The sequence below is a fragment of the Hydrogenophaga sp. genome, from assembly GCF_022844385.1.
In the GTDB taxonomy this organism is placed as follows: Bacteria; Pseudomonadota; Gammaproteobacteria; order Burkholderiales; family Burkholderiaceae_C; genus Hydrogenophaga.
In genome coordinates this window covers 1-15,028 of record NZ_JALHLX010000086.1, presented here as the reverse complement: position 1 = coordinate 15,028, position 15,028 = coordinate 1, and the positions used below count along the sequence as shown (strand labels likewise).

20 protein-coding genes are annotated in these 15,028 nt (G+C 66.1%); 15 read left to right on the top strand and 5 right to left on the bottom strand.

Annotated elements, in window-relative coordinates:
- The 11 genes from Q0C59_RS13760 to Q0C59_RS13710 all read left to right on the top strand — a co-directional run.
- Positions 1–1,050 (top strand): nitrogenase component 1 (locus Q0C59_RS13760; RefSeq protein WP_291216421.1); only part of this gene is annotated, 1,050 nt, incomplete at its 5' end.
- The gene (locus Q0C59_RS13755; RefSeq protein WP_291216420.1) at positions 1,047–1,169 is read left to right on the top strand and encodes a hypothetical protein; all 123 of its coding nucleotides are present in this window, start codon (positions 1,047–1,049) and stop codon (positions 1,167–1,169) included. The genes Q0C59_RS13760 and Q0C59_RS13755, both read left to right, overlap by 4 nt.
- Positions 1,170–1,182: 13 nt before the next feature.
- Complete coding sequence (gene pufB / locus Q0C59_RS13750) at positions 1,183–1,326, top strand: light-harvesting antenna LH1, beta subunit (RefSeq protein ID WP_069046185.1); 144 nt, start codon at positions 1,183–1,185, stop codon at positions 1,324–1,326.
- 36 nt (positions 1,327–1,362) lie between these two features.
- Positions 1,363–1,587 (top strand): hypothetical protein, encoded by a 225-nt coding sequence (locus Q0C59_RS13745; protein ID WP_291216418.1) that lies wholly within the window; start codon positions 1,363–1,365, stop codon positions 1,585–1,587.
- A gap of 16 nt (positions 1,588–1,603) precedes the next feature.
- Positions 1,604–1,795, top strand: coding sequence for a light-harvesting antenna LH1, alpha subunit (gene pufA, locus Q0C59_RS13740; protein ID WP_291216417.1), 192 nt, complete (start codon positions 1,604–1,606; stop codon positions 1,793–1,795).
- Between the two features lie 118 nt (positions 1,796–1,913).
- Complete coding sequence (gene pufL / locus Q0C59_RS13735) at positions 1,914–2,738, top strand: photosynthetic reaction center subunit L (protein WP_291216415.1); 825 nt, start codon at positions 1,914–1,916, stop codon at positions 2,736–2,738.
- Positions 2,739–2,763: 25 nt separating this feature from the next.
- Positions 2,764–3,741 carry a photosynthetic reaction center subunit M gene (gene pufM, locus Q0C59_RS13730; protein ID WP_291216414.1) on the top strand — a complete coding sequence of 326 codons (978 nt, stop codon included), beginning with the start codon at positions 2,764–2,766 and terminating at the stop codon, positions 3,739–3,741.
- Positions 3,741–4,835, top strand: coding sequence for a photosynthetic reaction center cytochrome PufC (gene pufC / locus Q0C59_RS13725; RefSeq protein WP_291216413.1), 1,095 nt, complete (start codon positions 3,741–3,743; stop codon positions 4,833–4,835). The genes pufM and pufC overlap by 1 nt, the downstream gene beginning before the upstream one ends.
- A 24-nt stretch (positions 4,836–4,859) precedes the next feature.
- Positions 4,860–5,642, top strand: coding sequence for a hypothetical protein (locus Q0C59_RS13720; protein ID WP_291216411.1), 783 nt, complete (start codon positions 4,860–4,862; stop codon positions 5,640–5,642).
- Positions 5,635–7,170, top strand: a complete 1,536-nt coding sequence (gene crtD, locus Q0C59_RS13715; RefSeq protein ID WP_291216409.1) for a 1-hydroxycarotenoid 3,4-desaturase CrtD — start codon at positions 5,635–5,637, stop codon at positions 7,168–7,170. The genes Q0C59_RS13720 and crtD overlap by 8 nt, the downstream gene beginning before the upstream one ends.
- Positions 7,125–8,030, top strand: coding sequence for a carotenoid 1,2-hydratase (locus Q0C59_RS13710; RefSeq protein WP_291216408.1), 906 nt, complete (start codon positions 7,125–7,127; stop codon positions 8,028–8,030). Before crtD ends, Q0C59_RS13710 begins: the two co-directional genes overlap by 46 nt.
- An 11-nt stretch (positions 8,031–8,041) precedes the next feature.
- Here Q0C59_RS13710 and Q0C59_RS13705 read toward each other — a convergent pair whose 3' ends face one another.
- The 4 genes from Q0C59_RS13705 to Q0C59_RS13690 form a co-directional block, all read right to left on the bottom strand.
- Positions 8,042–8,470, bottom strand: coding sequence for a DsrE family protein (locus tag Q0C59_RS13705; protein ID WP_291216406.1), 429 nt, complete (start codon positions 8,468–8,470; stop codon positions 8,042–8,044).
- 102 nt (positions 8,471–8,572) lie between these two features.
- A complete protein-coding gene (locus tag Q0C59_RS13700) occupies positions 8,573–9,493 on the bottom strand; it encodes an alpha/beta fold hydrolase (protein ID WP_291216403.1) in 921 nt (306 codons plus the stop codon).
- Positions 9,490–9,726, bottom strand: coding sequence for a hypothetical protein (locus Q0C59_RS13695; RefSeq protein ID WP_291216401.1), 237 nt, complete (start codon positions 9,724–9,726; stop codon positions 9,490–9,492). The genes Q0C59_RS13700 and Q0C59_RS13695 overlap by 4 nt, the downstream gene beginning before the upstream one ends.
- Positions 9,727–9,787: 61 nt before the next feature.
- Complete coding sequence (locus Q0C59_RS13690) at positions 9,788–10,666, bottom strand: NUDIX hydrolase (RefSeq protein WP_291216400.1); 879 nt, start codon at positions 10,664–10,666, stop codon at positions 9,788–9,790.
- A 207-nt stretch (positions 10,667–10,873) separates the two neighbouring features.
- Here Q0C59_RS13690 and Q0C59_RS13685 point away from each other — a divergent pair, with 207 nt between their 5' ends.
- A complete protein-coding gene (locus tag Q0C59_RS13685) occupies positions 10,874–11,287 on the top strand; it encodes a DUF4148 domain-containing protein (protein ID WP_291216398.1) in 414 nt (137 codons plus the stop codon).
- Positions 11,288–11,360: 73 nt separating this feature from the next.
- Here the strand turns inward: Q0C59_RS13685 and Q0C59_RS13680 are convergent, their stop codons facing one another.
- Positions 11,361–12,362, bottom strand: a complete 1,002-nt coding sequence (locus Q0C59_RS13680; protein ID WP_291216396.1) for an NAD(P)H-binding protein — start codon at positions 12,360–12,362, stop codon at positions 11,361–11,363.
- Between the two features lie 112 nt (positions 12,363–12,474).
- On the opposite strand from Q0C59_RS13680, the gene Q0C59_RS13675 reads away from it, so the two are divergent.
- The 3 genes from Q0C59_RS13675 to Q0C59_RS13665 form a co-directional block, all read left to right on the top strand.
- On the top strand, positions 12,475–13,011 hold the full coding sequence (locus Q0C59_RS13675; protein ID WP_291216395.1) for a chemotaxis protein CheW: 537 nt from the start codon (positions 12,475–12,477) through the stop codon (positions 13,009–13,011).
- A gap of 69 nt (positions 13,012–13,080) precedes the next feature.
- Positions 13,081–14,847, top strand: coding sequence for a methyl-accepting chemotaxis protein (locus Q0C59_RS13670; RefSeq protein WP_291216393.1), 1,767 nt, complete (start codon positions 13,081–13,083; stop codon positions 14,845–14,847).
- Positions 14,848–14,889: 42 nt separating this feature from the next.
- Positions 14,890–15,028 (top strand): EVE domain-containing protein (locus Q0C59_RS13665; RefSeq protein ID WP_291216422.1); only part of this gene is annotated, 139 nt, incomplete at its 3' end.

Below are 15,028 nucleotides of genomic sequence, written 5' to 3'. Positions count from 1 at the left end.
GCCCGCAAGCCCTTCGCTGATCGCCCTGCCGGCGAGAAGCCGCGCGTCAACATCATCGGCCCGAGCTACGGCACCTTCAACAGCCCGAGCGACCTGGCCGAGATCCGCCGCCTGGTGCAGGGCATCGGCGCCGAGATCAACATGGTCTTCCCGCTGGGCAGCCACCTGTCTGAAGTGTCGCGCCTGGTCGAGGCCGACGTGAACATCTGCATGTACCGCGAGTTCGGCCGCATGCTCTGCGAAGCGCTGGACCGCCCTTACCTGCAAGCACCCATCGGCCTGCACAGCACCACGAAGTTTTTGCGCACGCTCGGCGAACTGCTCGGCCTGGACCCGGAGCCCTTCATCGAGCGCGAGAAGCACACCACCATCAAGCCGGTGTGGGACCTGTGGCGCAGCGTCACGCAAGATTTCTTCGCTACCGCGAGCTTTGCGGTGGTGGCCGGCGAAACCTATGCACGCGGCATCCAGCACTTTCTGGAAACCGAGATGGGCATGCCTTGCCGCTTTGCTGTCTCTCGCAAGGCTGGCGAAAAAACCGATAACGCCGCCGTGCGCGAACTGGTGCGCACGAAGATGCCGCTGATCCTCTTTGGCAGCTACAACGAACGCATGTATCTGGCCGAGGCCGGCAGCCAGGGGCCGATGAAGGCCACCTACATCCCGGCATCGTTCCCGGGCGCCATCATCCGCCGCCACACCGGCACACCGTTCATGGGCTACAGCGGCGCCACCTACCTCATTCAAGAGGTGTGCAACTCGCTGTTCGACGCGCTGTTCCACATCCTGCCGCTGGGCACCGACATGGACAAGGTCGACCCCACGCTGGCACGCGGCGAAGTGGCTGGCTTGTCGACCCCGTGGGACGACAAGGCCCAGGCCCGCTTGCACGCGCTCATCTCCAACCAGCCGGTGCTGGTGCAGATTTCGGCCGCCAAACGCCTGCGCGACGAGGCCGAGCGCCAGGCGCGCGAAAGCGGCGAGGCCGCTGTCAATGAATCGCATGTGAACACCGCTGGCCAGTCGATGGGCCTGGGGGAATTTGCATGAACCGGTTTTCACTCTTCGACCACGGCATGGGTGCCGGGTCCACCTCACGTTGCGGCATGTCGCTGCAGCTGCCCACGGTGCGCGGGCTGGGCGCATTGATGGCCTCACGGCCAAACTGAAAAGGAGCATCCCATGTCGACACGGACATCTGTTTCCGGCCTGACGGACGATGAAGCTCAGGAGTTCCACCAGTACTACATCCAAGGCTTCATTGGGTTCACGGCCATCGCCGTTGTCGCCCATTTGCTGGTGTGGTTCTGGCGGCCCTGGCTCTGACCCACAAGGCTTTTTTGTCGTGAAAGGAAAACTGCCATGAACGATATGTCATATGAGGCTCACAAGCCTTCCCTGAGCGGAGACAAGCTGTCGTTTGTCCTGATCTTTGCTCCCTGCTTCCTGCTCTTGCTCTCACTTGCCTTGCTCGGCCAGCTGGTCGGCATGCAGTGGCAGTTCTGGTTGCCTGGTGCGGAGCACAAGACCAGCATCTTCTCGGGCGTGCATGCCGCGGTCTACACCTTCATGTCTCACATCATTTAATTTAGGAGATCCCATCATGTGGAGAATCTGGCGCCTTTTCGATCCTGTCCGCACCATGGTTGCGCAGGGCGTGTTTCTGTTTGCTCTTGCCGCGATGATTCACCTCATCCTGCTCAGCACCAACAAGTTCAACTGGCTGGACGGCCCCAAGGTCGCCGCGCCGACCGCGCAAATCGCGCCGACGGCCACCCCCGCAGTGAAGTCCTGAACTTCACCGAAGGTGTGCAGATGCTGTCCCTGTGCGTGGGCCAGCACAGCATCTGCTCCCCCTCGCTCACGAACAAAAAATCGCGCACCTAATCCATTCGAGACAGGAGGGCCGCACCATGGCCATGCTCAACTTTGAAAAGAAATACCGGGTTCGAGGCGGAACACTGGTTGGCGGCGACCTGTTCGATTTCTGGGTGGGTCCGTTCTACGTCGGCTTCTTCGGTGTCACCACGCTGTTCTTTGCGTTTCTCGGCACCGCCATGATTCTCTGGGGCGCCTCGCAAGGGCCGACCTGGAACCTCTGGCAGATCAGCATCGCGCCCCCCGACCTGTCTTACGGCCTGCGCTTCGCGCCGCTGATGGAAGGCGGCCTGTGGCAGCTGATCACGGTTTGTGCCATTGGCGCCTTTGTGTCGTGGCTGCTCCGCGAAGTCGAGATCTGCCGCAAGCTCGGCATGGGCTACCACGTTCCCTTTGCCTTTGGCGTGGCCATCCTCGCGTATGTGACGCTGGTGGTGATCCGCCCGGTGTTGCTGGGTGCATGGGGACATGGTTTCCCCTACGGGATCTTCAGCCACCTCGACTGGGTGTCCAACGTGGGCTACCAGTACCTGCACTTCCACTACAACCCGGCGCACATGCTGGCGGTCACTTTCTTCTTCACCACCACCCTGGCGCTTTCACTGCACGGCGCGCTGGTGCTCTCGGCCACCAACCCGGCCCCGGGCCAGACGGTGAAGACACCCGAGCACGAAGACACCTTCTTCCGCGACACCATCGGCTATTCGGTCGGCACCCTGGGCATCCACCGCCTGGGCTTGTTCCTGGCGCTGGCCGCGGTGCTGTTCAGTGCCCTGTGCATCGTGATCAGTGGTCCCTTCTGGAGCCGCGGCTGGCCCGAATGGTGGGGCTGGTGGCTGAACCTGCCGATCTGGTCCTGAGCATCTGAAAGAACAGGAGCACACCATGCAATACCAAAACCTTTTCACCACCGTGCAGGCCGTCGGGCCGGTGCACCACGGCGTCGAGCTCGGCGCCGGGCAAGACCTGCCCCGCCTGGGCAAAACGCCCGGCATCGTTCACCTCTTCGGGCGTTTCGGCAACGCACAGATCGGCCCCATCTACCTGGGTGCACTGGGCATGGCGTCCATCCTGTTCGGCGTGCTGGCCTTCAACATCATGGGTCTGAACATGCTGGCCTCTGTCAACTGGGACCCGATCCAGTTCGTGCGCCAGCTGTTCTGGCTCTCGCTGGAGCCACCGGCCGCCGGTGCGGGCCTGGGACTGGCACCGCTCAACGAAGGTGGCTGGTGGCAGATCGCCGGCCTGTTCCTGACCATCTCCATCATGCTCTGGTGGGCACGCACCTACCGCCGCGCCCGCGCCCTGGGCATGGGCACGCACGTGGCCTGGGCCTTTGCTGCCGCCATCTGGCTGTTTCTGGTGCTCGGCCTGATCCGCCCGGTGCTCATGGGTTCGTGGAGTGAGGCGGTGCCCTTCGGCATCTTCCCGCACCTCGACTGGACCGCCGCTTTCTCGCTGCGCTACGGCAACCTGTTCTACAACCCCTTCCACGCACTTTCGATCGCCTTCCTGTACGGCGCCACGCTGCTGTTTGCGATGCACGGCGCCACCATCCTCGCGGTGAGCCGCTTCGGTGGCGAGCGCGAGATCGAACAGATCGTCGACCGGGGCACGGCCAGCGAACGAGCCGCCCTGTTCTGGAGGTGGACCATGGGCTTCAACGCCACGATGGAATCCATTCACCGCTGGGCCTGGTGGTTCGCTGTGCTGTGCCCGCTGGTGGGTGGCATCGGCATCCTGCTGACCGGCACCGTGGTGGACAACTGGTACCTCTGGGCCATCAAGCACGGTGTGGCACCGCCCTACCCCGAGGTCTTCCCCGCCGTGATGGATCCGGCACTCGCACCAGGAGCCAAGTGATGAAAACACCCACCTTCAAGCACCGCACCTGGCTGGGTGCACTCGCCCTGGGAACGCTGGTTCTGCTGGCCGGCTGCGAACGCCCCCCGATGGAATCGACGCAGAACGGCTACCGCGGCACCGGCATGGTCCAAGTCGTGAACCCCCGCATCCAGGCCGACGTGATCGCTGCCAACCAGGTGCCCGAGGCCTCACCTGCCGCCAGCCCCGACGGCCCCAAGGCCGGGCAGATCTACCAGAACGTGAAAGTGCTGGGTGACCTCAGCGTTGGAGAGTTCACCCGCCTCATGGTCAACATGACGGCCTGGGTGTCGCCCGAGCAAGGCTGCAACTACTGCCACAACGGCGCCAACTTCGCCGACGACAGCCTCTACACCAAGGTGGTGGCGCGGCGCATGGTGCAGATGACGCAGCACATCAACACCGACTGGAAGGCCCACGTGGCCGAAACCGGTGTGACCTGCTACACCTGCCACCGCGGCAACCCGGTGCCCAAGGAGATCTGGTTCACCGCCGACAGCCAACCGCAGGGCTCGAACTTCATCGGCAACAAGATGGGGCAAAACACGCCGGCCGACAGCGTGAAGCTGGCCTCGCTGCCTTACGACCCGTTCACGTCCTACCTGTTGAAAGACGAGCCGATCCGTGTGAACGCCACCAAGGCCCTGCCCACCAGCGGCGGCCAGGGCGAGAGCATCCAGCGCACCGAAAAAACCTACGCGCTCATGACGCACATGTCGGCCTCGCTGGGTGTGAACTGCACCTTCTGCCACAACACGCAGAACTTCGGCAAATGGGACGGCGCACCACCCCAGCGCGTGACGGCGTGGCACGGCATCCGCATGGCGCGCGACCTGAACCTCGCCTACATGGAGCCGCTGACCGATGTGTTCCCGACCAACCGCAAGGGTGAGCTCGGAGATGTGGCCAAGATGAATTGCGCCACCTGCCACCAGGGCGCCAACAAACCCCTGCTGGGGGCGCCCATGCTCAAGGACCATCCGGAACTGGCGGCCTACCGGCCTTACACGGCAGCGGCATCGACCGCGCCCGACGCAGCAGCCGCCCCTGCCGCCGACGCGCCCAAACAGTGACGCTGGCGCCAGCCGCGTTCACACATGGCTGAGACCGCGCCGGATGTGATCACCCTCTCGGGGGTGGTGGTGGTGGTGCTGGTGAACTACCTTCGCGAGCACCAGGCCTGGGGCTGGATGCGCATGGTGCAGGGCTCCGCATCGCTCAAGGGTGTGCCCGGCGTGGTGTTCGCCAAGGTCATGGGCAGTGGCCACGGCGGCGGCTTCAGCATCCGGCCCAGCGCCAGCCACCAGGGTCTGGTGGTGATGTTCGAGCACGCCGAGCAGGCCGACGCATTTCTCGCCGGCCCCACCGTGCAAGCCTACCGCCAGCGCGCTGCGCAGTTCTGGAGCGGCGTGCACGAAGTGCTCTCTTCGCGCGGCCAGTGGGACGGCGAGGCCTGGGGGCCAACGCCCGCCACCCACCTCAAGCCCGACCACGCCGTGCACGACGACGCGGGCGCGGCGCGGCCCCTGGCCGTCATCACACGCGCCAGCATCCGCCCCGCCAAGGCCATGGCCTTCTGGCGCAACGCACCAGCCACGCAGGCCGCCATGCAGTCGGCCGCCGGCTGCACGCTGGCCATGGGCCTGGGCGAAGCGCCGCTGGTGCGCCAGTGCACCTTCAGCTTGTGGAAAGACACCTCGTCCATGCTCGACTACGCGCACCAGGGCGCACACCAGACCGCCATTGAAGCGGCCTACCGGAACAACTACTTCTCCGAATCGATGTTCGTGCGCATGCGCCTGCTCGAACATCACGGGCAATGGACACCGCCCAACGCGATGAACACGACCGAACCGGTCGACGGGCAGCCCCATGGCTGAGCACCAGGTCGTCGTCATCGGCGCCGGCATGGCAGGCCTGGTGTCTGCCCTGCAGCTGGCTCAGCAGGGGCTGGATGTGACCGTGGTCGAGGCTGCGGCCACGCCCGGTGGCAAGGTGCGCCAGCTGGTGGTGGATGGCGCGGCCATCGACAGCGGGCCCACGGTCTTCACCATGCGCTGGGTGTTCGACCAGATCTTCGAATCGGCAGGCACCTCGCTGGAAGCCGAGTTGCGCATCCGCCCGTTGCCGGTGCTGGCGCGCCACTGGTGGGACGATGGCAGTTCGCTCGACCTGTTTGCCGATCCGGCGCGTTCGTTCGATGCCGTGGCGGCGTTTGCGGGGCCGGATGAAGCGAGGCGCTTTCAGGGTTTCTGCGCGCAGGCCAAAGCCACCTATGCCGCGCTCGAAGGCCCCTACCTGCGCAGCGCCTCGCCCAGCATGCTGGGCATGTCGCTGGGCCTGGGCGCGCGTGGCCTGGCCGCGCTGGCCGCACTCGGCCCGCTGCGCAGCCTCTGGCACAGCCTGGGCCAGCACTTCACCGACCCGCGCCTGCGCCAGCTCTTTGGACGCTACGCCACCTACACCGGCTCCTCGCCGTGGGAAGCCCCCGCCACGCTGATGCTGATCGCCCAGGTCGAGCTCGACGGCGTGTGGGCCATCGACGGCGGCATGCACGCCCTCGCGCGCTGCCTGGAGCGCCTGGCGCGCGAACGCGGCGCGGCGTTCCGCTACCTGAGCCCGTGCGAACGCATCGAGGTGAAGAACGGCCGTGTGAGCGGCGTGACACTGGCCAGCGGCGAGACCCTGCCCGCCGACAGCGTGGTTTTCAACGGCGACGTGGCCGCACTGCGCACCGGCCTGCTCGGCCAGCCCGTGCGCCGTGCGGTCAAGCCCAAGGCACCGCCACGCTCGCTCTCGGCCATCACCTGGTCCATCCACACGCGCACCAGCGGCCTGGCGCTGGATCGCCACAACGTGTTTTTCCGCAACGACTACGCCAGCGAGTTCCGGGACATCTTCGGCCACGGTGAGCTGCCCAAACAACCCACGGTGTACGTGTGCGCACAAGACCGCGGCACCGACCTGGCTGCACCCACCGGCCGCGAACGCCTGCTTTGTCTGGTGAACGCACCGGCCGCGGGCGACCTCTCCACCATCACACCCGAGGCGATCGAACAATGCGAGAACTCCAGCTTTGCCCTGCTGCGCCGCTGTGGCCTTCGGATCGAGAGCGCCGAGCCCCCGTCGATCCGCACCACCCCGGTGGATTTTCACCGGCTCTTTCCGGCCACGGGGGGCGCCCTCTATGGGCAGGCGACCCACGGCTGGACTTCGGCCTTTGCCCGCTCCAGCGCCAGCACACCGGTCACGGGCCTTTTCCTGGCGGGGGGCAGCGTCCACCCGGGCCCGGGGGTCCCGATGGCGGCGCTTTCGGGCCAGCTGGCGGCCGCGGCCGTGATGGCGAGCCCCGCTTTGACCAGGTGGTCCCCTCGGGTGGCTACCTCTGGTGGTACGTCGACGCCCTGAGCGACGACGGCCAGTTCGGCCTGTCCATCATCGCGTTCGTGGGCAGCGTGTTTTCACCCTACTACGCGTGGGCGCGCAAACGCGGCCCCACCGACCCCGACAACTTCTGCGCACTCAACGTGGCGCTCTACAGCGCGGGCGCGCGCCGCTGGTCCATGACCGAACGCGGCGCGCAACACAACCGTCGCGACGCAACCCATTTCAAGATCGGCCCCAGCCAGCTGGAATGGAACGGCGACGCGCTCACCATCCACATCGACGAAGTCGGTGTGCCCATCCCTCGCCGAATCCGCGGCACCGTCAGGCTGCGCACCCACCAGCTGTTCAACTTCAGCACCGCGCTGGACGCGCAGGGGCGCCATCGCTGGGGCCCGATCGCGCCCCATGCCCGCGTGGAGGTGAAGCTGCAGCACCCGGAACAACGCTGGAGCGGCCACGCTTACCTGGACAGCAATGAAGGCGATGAACCGGTGGAGCGCGCGTTCACCGAATGGGACTGGTCGCGCAGCCAGATGAAGGACGGCAGCACTGCCGTGTTGTACGACGTGGAGCCGGGCAAGGCCCAGGGCAAGCTGCTGGCCCTGCGCTTCGGGCGCCACGGCAGCGTGCAGCCCTTTGAAGCGCCGCCCCTGCAAACCTTGCCGCGCACGGCCTGGCGCATCGAGCGGCGCATGCGCAGCGACTCGCGCGTGCTGGTGACGCAGCAGCTGGAAGACACGCCCTTCTACCAACGCGCCATGTTGCAAAGCACGCTGCTCGGTGAGAGCGTGTCGAGCTTTCACGAGACCCTGCGCGTGCCCCGCCTGGTCTCACCGCTGGTGCAGGCCATGCTGCCCTGGCGCATGCCGCGGCGGGGCTGAACCGCCGCGCTTCAGGGGCGCACGTAGGCCCAGCCCTGATGCTGGCGCTGCATGATGTGGACCACACCGGCTGGCACGTAGCTGACCGCCGGGTGCATGTCGGCCTTGACGATTTTCTGCGCCGTCATGGTGTTCTCGCAGGCCACGATCTTCACGCCATTCTTCACCGCCTCGCCCACGCGGTTGGCGGTCACCGCGTCGAACTTGAGCATGTTGATGCCCGGTCCGTACGCCACGATCTCGATGTCCACCTTGTCGGCGCCCAGATCGACCTGGGCGTTGCGGGCGTTGTTCAGCGCGAGGTTCCACTTGGCCGGGTCCGGGTCGCTCACCTGCAGCACTACCTGGGTTTTCTGGCGGGCGGGGGTGTAGGCACAGCCGGTGCCGAGCAAGGCTGTGGCGCCCAGTGCCAGCGCGAGAGCGAGGGTGCGTCGTTTCATCAAAAGTCTCCTGTGAAAGCAATTTATGCGTGAATCCGAATATTCCAGAACACCACTATCCCGGCCTTGCCCGCTCACGCCTATCGTGGTTTGCCCTGTGGTTCAGCGCAGGAAATCGGCGACCGCCTGCAACGAAGCCTGCGCGGCCTCCTCGTGCGGCAAGTGGCCCACGCCCGGCAGCGTCACGAGCCGGCTGCCTTTCACCGCGCCCAGGTAGTCCTGCGCATTCGTCACCGGGATCATCGCGTCGGCCGCGCCCCAGACCAGCAAGGTGGGAGCTGTGATGGTGTTCAACAAAGGTACCGGGTTGGTCAGCACGGTTTGCTCCAGCCGCTTGAACATGGCGTCGCGCGCACCGGGCGCCAGCATGAGGTCGTGGTATCGCGTGGTGAGTTCGTCGGTGAGGAACGCCGGATCGGCATACGCCGGCGCCAGGTTCATGCGCAGCACCGCCTTGGGCATCACGTATCGCATGGCGCCCAGCACCGCCGGCACCTTGGCCACCTGGCCGTATTCAAAGCCCGGGCTGGCAAATCCGTCAGGGGCCACCAGCACCAGCCGTTCGGTGCGCTCGGGGTGGCGGGCCGCCAGCGTCCACGCGATGCGCCCACCGATGGAGTGGCCCACGATGCTCGCGCGCGACACACCGAGCTGGTCCATGAGCGCCAGCACCAGCTGGAGGCTGCGTGCATCGGTGTAGTCGTTCGCGGAATCGGGCTCGCTCAGGCCGCTGCCCGGCAGGTCCAGCCGGATCACGCGGTGGGTGGCACTCAGCGCCTGCGCCCAAGCTTCCCAGGTGTGCAGGCTGGCGCCAAAGCCGTGCAGCATCACCACCGCCGGTGCGTCCCTGGGGCCGCTGTCGCGCACATGCAGGCGCCACGGGCCCACCTGCAGCATGTCGCCGGGCGCAGCCAGGTAGCGCACCTCGAGTTCGCTGCGCGGCTTGTCGGGCGTCCAGAGCCAGAACAACAACAGCACGACGGACCCGAGGGCGGCCAGCAACGAGGCGGTTTTCCAGTTCATCCTTGAGCGTTCTCGTTGACAGCGCCAGGCGCCCGTTTGAAAACACGGCGCGCACCCAGACCCGCCAGCACAGCCACCACCCACAGCACCACCGCGAGCGCGCCGTACACCACCGCAGTGCCTTCGTGGTGAACCACAAGGCCGTCAAAGTGGTTGCCCTCTTCGTTGTAAGGCAGGCGGGCCTTGGCCACTGCAAACACAGTGAGCCAGGCGGCGGGCACCGCGGTGGACACCGCGAACACCGCCAGTGACCACGCAGCCCATCTGAAAGGCCTGGGTTGCACGGTCGAGCGCCTAGTCCAGCAAGGCCGCAAGGCCACCGTCGGCTTCGAAGCGCTGGTTGCGGTAAGCAAGGCGGGTCGGGCCGGGCCAGACGCGCTGCGCAATGCTGTGGGCCGGGTCACCGGGGTAACAGATCACGCGCACACCGTCTTCGTCAAACGGCTCGGGTTCGATCAGCGCGGGTGGGCGGCTGCGGGCGGCAGCCATCACATCGGCGGCGGTGCGCAGGCGGCTGAGCTGGCACAGGCTCATGATCTGCGGCGGCGCGAGATCGATCTCGCCCGCCCAGTAGCGCTCCAGCCCCAGGCGCGGTGCCATCCATACGGCTTCGGTGGCTTCAAAGGCGCAATGCTCGGCCAGCTGACCGTGGGGTGCGGCGGCCACGAAAAAGCGCGTGTCGAAGCGCTTGTTGGTCACCGAAGGCACACGCGGCGTGATCCAGCGCGACCACGGCAACACACTGGCGGTGGACACGGGGCAGCCAAGCTCCTGCAAGGCATCGGCAAAGGCGGTGCCCGCGGCGGTGAGTTCGCGCACGCGCTGCGCCAGATCGATGCGGTGCGTCAGCCCGAGCAACAGCCCACATTCTTCAAAGGTTTCGCGCAAGGCAGCCACGTGCAGGGCCAGCGCGGTCTCTGAGTCCAGCCCCGGCTCGTTCAATGTCAGGGCGCAATCGATGGCAGAACGGTCCAAGGCCGATGGCTCCACCGCACGGTCGGCGGCATCGAGCTTGCCCCCGGGAAACACGTGCACGCCGCCGAGCACGGCCGAATTGCCGTGCCGGCGCACCAGCAAGACTTCAAGCCCCTGCGGCGCATCTCGTACCACGATCACGGTGGCCGAGGGCACGGGGGGTGTGAGAACGGTGTCGGAGTTGATCGCAATGGCCATGCGCGGATTGTCGGCGAGGGCCTGCGCAGAAGGTGTCGCCATCAGGGCCCCGGGTCGGTCCCGCCAAGGCATGCGGGCAAACCCTCTGTAAGAAAGTGTTCTTTTTGAAGCCAGGTTGAATCCGATCGCGAACTTGCCCCGTATTCAGTGTGTCCCGCTCGAAACGCCAGGCTCTCTGGCTCCTCCCAACCTCTTCAAGGATTCAACATGAAAAACGCACGCACTTCCATCATCGCTCTCGCCCTGACCGCTCTCTCCGCCGGCTCCGTGTTCGCCGCCGACATGACCTCCAAGACCCGAGAACAGGTCCGCGCAGAACTGGCCCAGGCCCAGCGCGACGGCACGCTGATCGCCGACGGCCAGACCGGCGCCACCTTCCGCCAGATGTTCCCGGGCAGCTACATGCAGCCTGCGACCATGTCCACCACCTCGCGTGACCAGGTCCGCGCCGACCTGATGCAAGCCCAGCGCAACGGCACCCTGATCGCCGACGGCCAGACCGGCGCCAGCTTCCGTGACCTGAACCCCAGCCGCTACCCCATGAACAACATGCAGGCCTGGGGCAACGACGGCACGACCGTGGGCATGGGCCAGAGCAACAGCAACGTGAAGTCGAACTGATCAACAGCGTCTTCTGAAACCCCCGGGGCTGCGTGTCGGCCCCGGGGGTTTTGGCTTGTGCCGCGCACGGTGTTCAGAACACTGCGTGATCGCCCCGCTCGGGCGTGGCGGCGCCGCTCACCACGTCGGCGTAGAAGTCAAACAGCGTCTGGCTGCCGGTGGACGGCGTGGCCGCGGCGTCGTAGCGCCCGGTGGCGGGGTCGAGCACCAGCATGGATTCGGTGGCGTAGTAGCGCCCGATGCGCGCCAGCTCGGCCTTGTCCGCCAGCGCGGGCACCACACGCCCGACCGCACCGAGCACCGCAATGATCGCGTCGAGCAAACCCACCGGCACGCTCTTGAAGCGCGGTGGACGACCAAACAGCGCAAACAGGTGCTCACCCTGCTGGCGCGGCGTGATGGCCTCACCCGGCCCGCCGATGGGCAGCACCCGGTTGTGGCGGCTCGCATCGGTGAGGCAGTCGGCCATGAAGGCGCCCAGGTCGTCATCGCTGATCGGCTTGCAGGCGGTGGCCGTGCCATCGCCAAACAGCAGGAACGGCTTGCCCCGTCGCACCCGTTCAATCTGCCCCGAGAGCGATTTGAAGAACGCCGTGGGCCGCACGATGGAATACGTCAAGCCCGACTCGACCAACACCTGCTCAAAGGCCAGCTTGGCCTGCTGAAACGCCAGCAAGGGCTTCTGCACGCAGATGGCCGAGAGAAGCACCACCTGCGTCACACCGGCCTGGCGCGCAGCAGCCAGCGCAGTCACATGCGCCTGGTGGTCGATGGCCCAGGCGTCTCCGGGCGCTCCGGTGCGCGAGGCCAGGCAAGACACCAGCGCGTCAAAGTGCTCGCCCCGAAAACCATCGCGCGCCAGCGACACGGAATCTTGCACATCACCCACACGCACCACCGCACCCGGGAACAACCGGGCCATGTCGTCGCCCTGCAGCCTGCCACCCACGCCGGCGCGCGGCCGCACAAAACACACCACCTCGTGTCCCCGGGCCACCAGGGCGCGGACCGTGGCCTGGCCGATGGTGCCGGTGGCACCGAGCATGAAGACGCGCTGAAGGGTTGGGGCGGGCATGGGCCGATCTTAGTGAGCGAGCTCCTGACAAGACTGTCGCCGGTTGTCCAGGCCCACTCAAGAACCCCGGGCACGTGTCGATACGCACGTATCAACCCCAATCCTCGGACCCATGGACGCCCTCAACACCCCCTCCGCCGCCACCCCTTCACCCAGCCTGGCCACCCGTGGCCGAGCGCCGGCGCTGGCCAGCGCCGGTGAGTTCCTGAGCTTTCGCCTCGGTGCCGAGGAATACGGCATCGACATCCTGAGCGTGCAGGAAATCCGGTCCTATGAAGAACCCACGCGCATCGCCAATGCGCCGGAGTTCATCAAAGGCGTGGTCAACCTGCGCGGCGTGATCGTGCCCATCGTGGACATGCGCATCAAGCTCAATTGCGCCAAGGTCGAGTACAACGCCCTGACCGTGGTCATTGTGCTGAGCGTGCACGACCGCGTGGTGGGCCTGGTTGTCGATTCGGTGAGCGACGTGATCCGTCTCAGCCACGACCACATCAAGGCTGCGCCGCAGATCAGCACCACCCTGGACGCCGGCTTCATCACTGGCATCGCCAGCGTGGGCGAGCGCATGCTCATCCTGGCCGACATCGAAGCCCTCATCGGCAGCGCCGACATGGGGCTGGTCAGCCAACCCGTTTCCGTTCAATAAGTAGCAAGCCCTTGTGCCACACGCCGCCCACAAGGCAGCGTGAGGCAACACACGACCGCTGGAATCAACATGAACTTCTTTCGCAATCTCTCCGTGGGCGCCCGTCTGTGGGCCGGCGTCATCGCCATCATCGTGGCCCTGTTCGTCGTGGTCGCCACCGCGGGCGCACGCTCGGCCATGCTCAACAAGGATTCCGAGCAGGTGCTGTCTGCACTGGCGCACAAGACCACCATTGCCACCCAGTGGGCGGGTCTCACCGAAACCAACGTCACGCGTGTGCAGGCCTCGATCGCCAGTTCGGACCCGACCATTGCCGAGATGTACAAGGACATGATCCCCGCCGGGGTGGCCGCCATCTCCGCACTGCAAAAAGAACTGCAGGCCATGGAGATGAACGAGCGTGAACAGGCCCAGATGGCGAAGATTGCCGACTTGCGCAAGACCGTGCTGGCTTCGTTGGCGGTGGCCAACGAAATGAAGAAGGCCGGTGACGCCGCAGGCGCAGCCCAGGAAATCTCGACCCGCTTCAACCAGGCGGTACCGCCCTACCTGGCAGCCTTGCGCGAGTTCGCCAGCATGCAGTCCGAGATACGGCAGGAGGCGCAAGCCAGCTTCACCGAGCAGCGATCCGCCAGCCTGACCATCGCAACGATCCAGGTCGGTGCGCTGGTCGCCGGCATCATCACCGGCGCGTTCTTCCTGATCCGCAACATCCGCAACCCGCTGCGGGAAGCCATGGCGTTTGCCGAACAGATCGCCGGCGGCGACCTCACCGCCCAGATCCGCAACGACCGCAAGGACGAATTCGGCGCCATGACCGCAGCCCTGCTGGGCATGCGCGATCGTCTCGTCAACGTGGTGGCCGATGTGAAGCGCGGCACCGACAACATCACCGTCGCCGCCAAGGAAATCGCCACTGGCAACAACGACCTCTCGGCCCGCACCGAACAGACCGCCTCCAACCTGCAGCAGACCGCCGCCAGCATGGAGCAGATGTCGGGCGCGATCCGCCAGTCGGCCGACTCGGCCCGTGTGGCCAACCAGCTCGCCGATGTGGCCGGCCAGAGCGCCCAAAAGGGCGGCGAGGTGGTGCACCAGGTGATCACCACCATGGAAGAGATCAACCAGTCCTCGCGCAAGATCAACGACATCATCGGTGTGATCGACGGCATTGCCTTCCAGACCAACATCCTCGCGCTCAACGCTGCGGTGGAAGCGGCCCGCGCCGGTGAACAAGGCCGCGGCTTTGCGGTGGTGGCGGGCGAAGTGCGCAACCTGGCCCAGCGCAGCGCGCAGGCCGCGAAAGAAATCAAGATCCTGATCGGCACCAGCGTGGACAAGGTCACCGCCGGCACCGAGCTGGTGAACCAGGCCGGCAAGACCATGGGCGAGATCGTCGACAACGTGGTGCGCGTGCGCGACATGATCGGCGAGATCGCCAGCGCATCCGGCGAACAGGCCGACGGCGTGAACCAGATCAACGCAGCCGTGGCCAACCTCGACCAGCTCACCCAGCAGAATGCAGCGCTGGTGGAAGAAAGCGCGGCAGCCGCATCGAGCATGAACGAACAGGCCGACCGCCTGGCCGAGGTGGTGCGCGTGTTCCGTGTGGATGCACACAGCACGTCGCAGAGCTCGATCGCGCAGATCCGTTCGACCGACCTGCACAAACCCGGCAGCACCGCTGTGCGCAGCGCGCCGGGGAAGAAGCCGGCGGTGGCCAATGCCAAACCGGTGTCGACGGCCCCAAAGGCTGCTCCTGTGAAGCCGGCACCGAAGCCGGTGGTCAAGGTGGCCGAAAAGTCGGGTGCTTCGGACGACTGGGAATCGTTCTAAGGACCTGGCCAGGCAGGCGGGGCATCGTCGCAAAATAGCGCGATGACCCAATACTGGTTGATGAAATCCGAGCCCGACGAGTGCTCGATCGACGACGCACTCGCCGCGCCCGGCGCCACCGTGCCCTGGACCGGCGTGCGCAACTACCAGGCGCGCAACTTCATGCGCGACGGCATGCGCA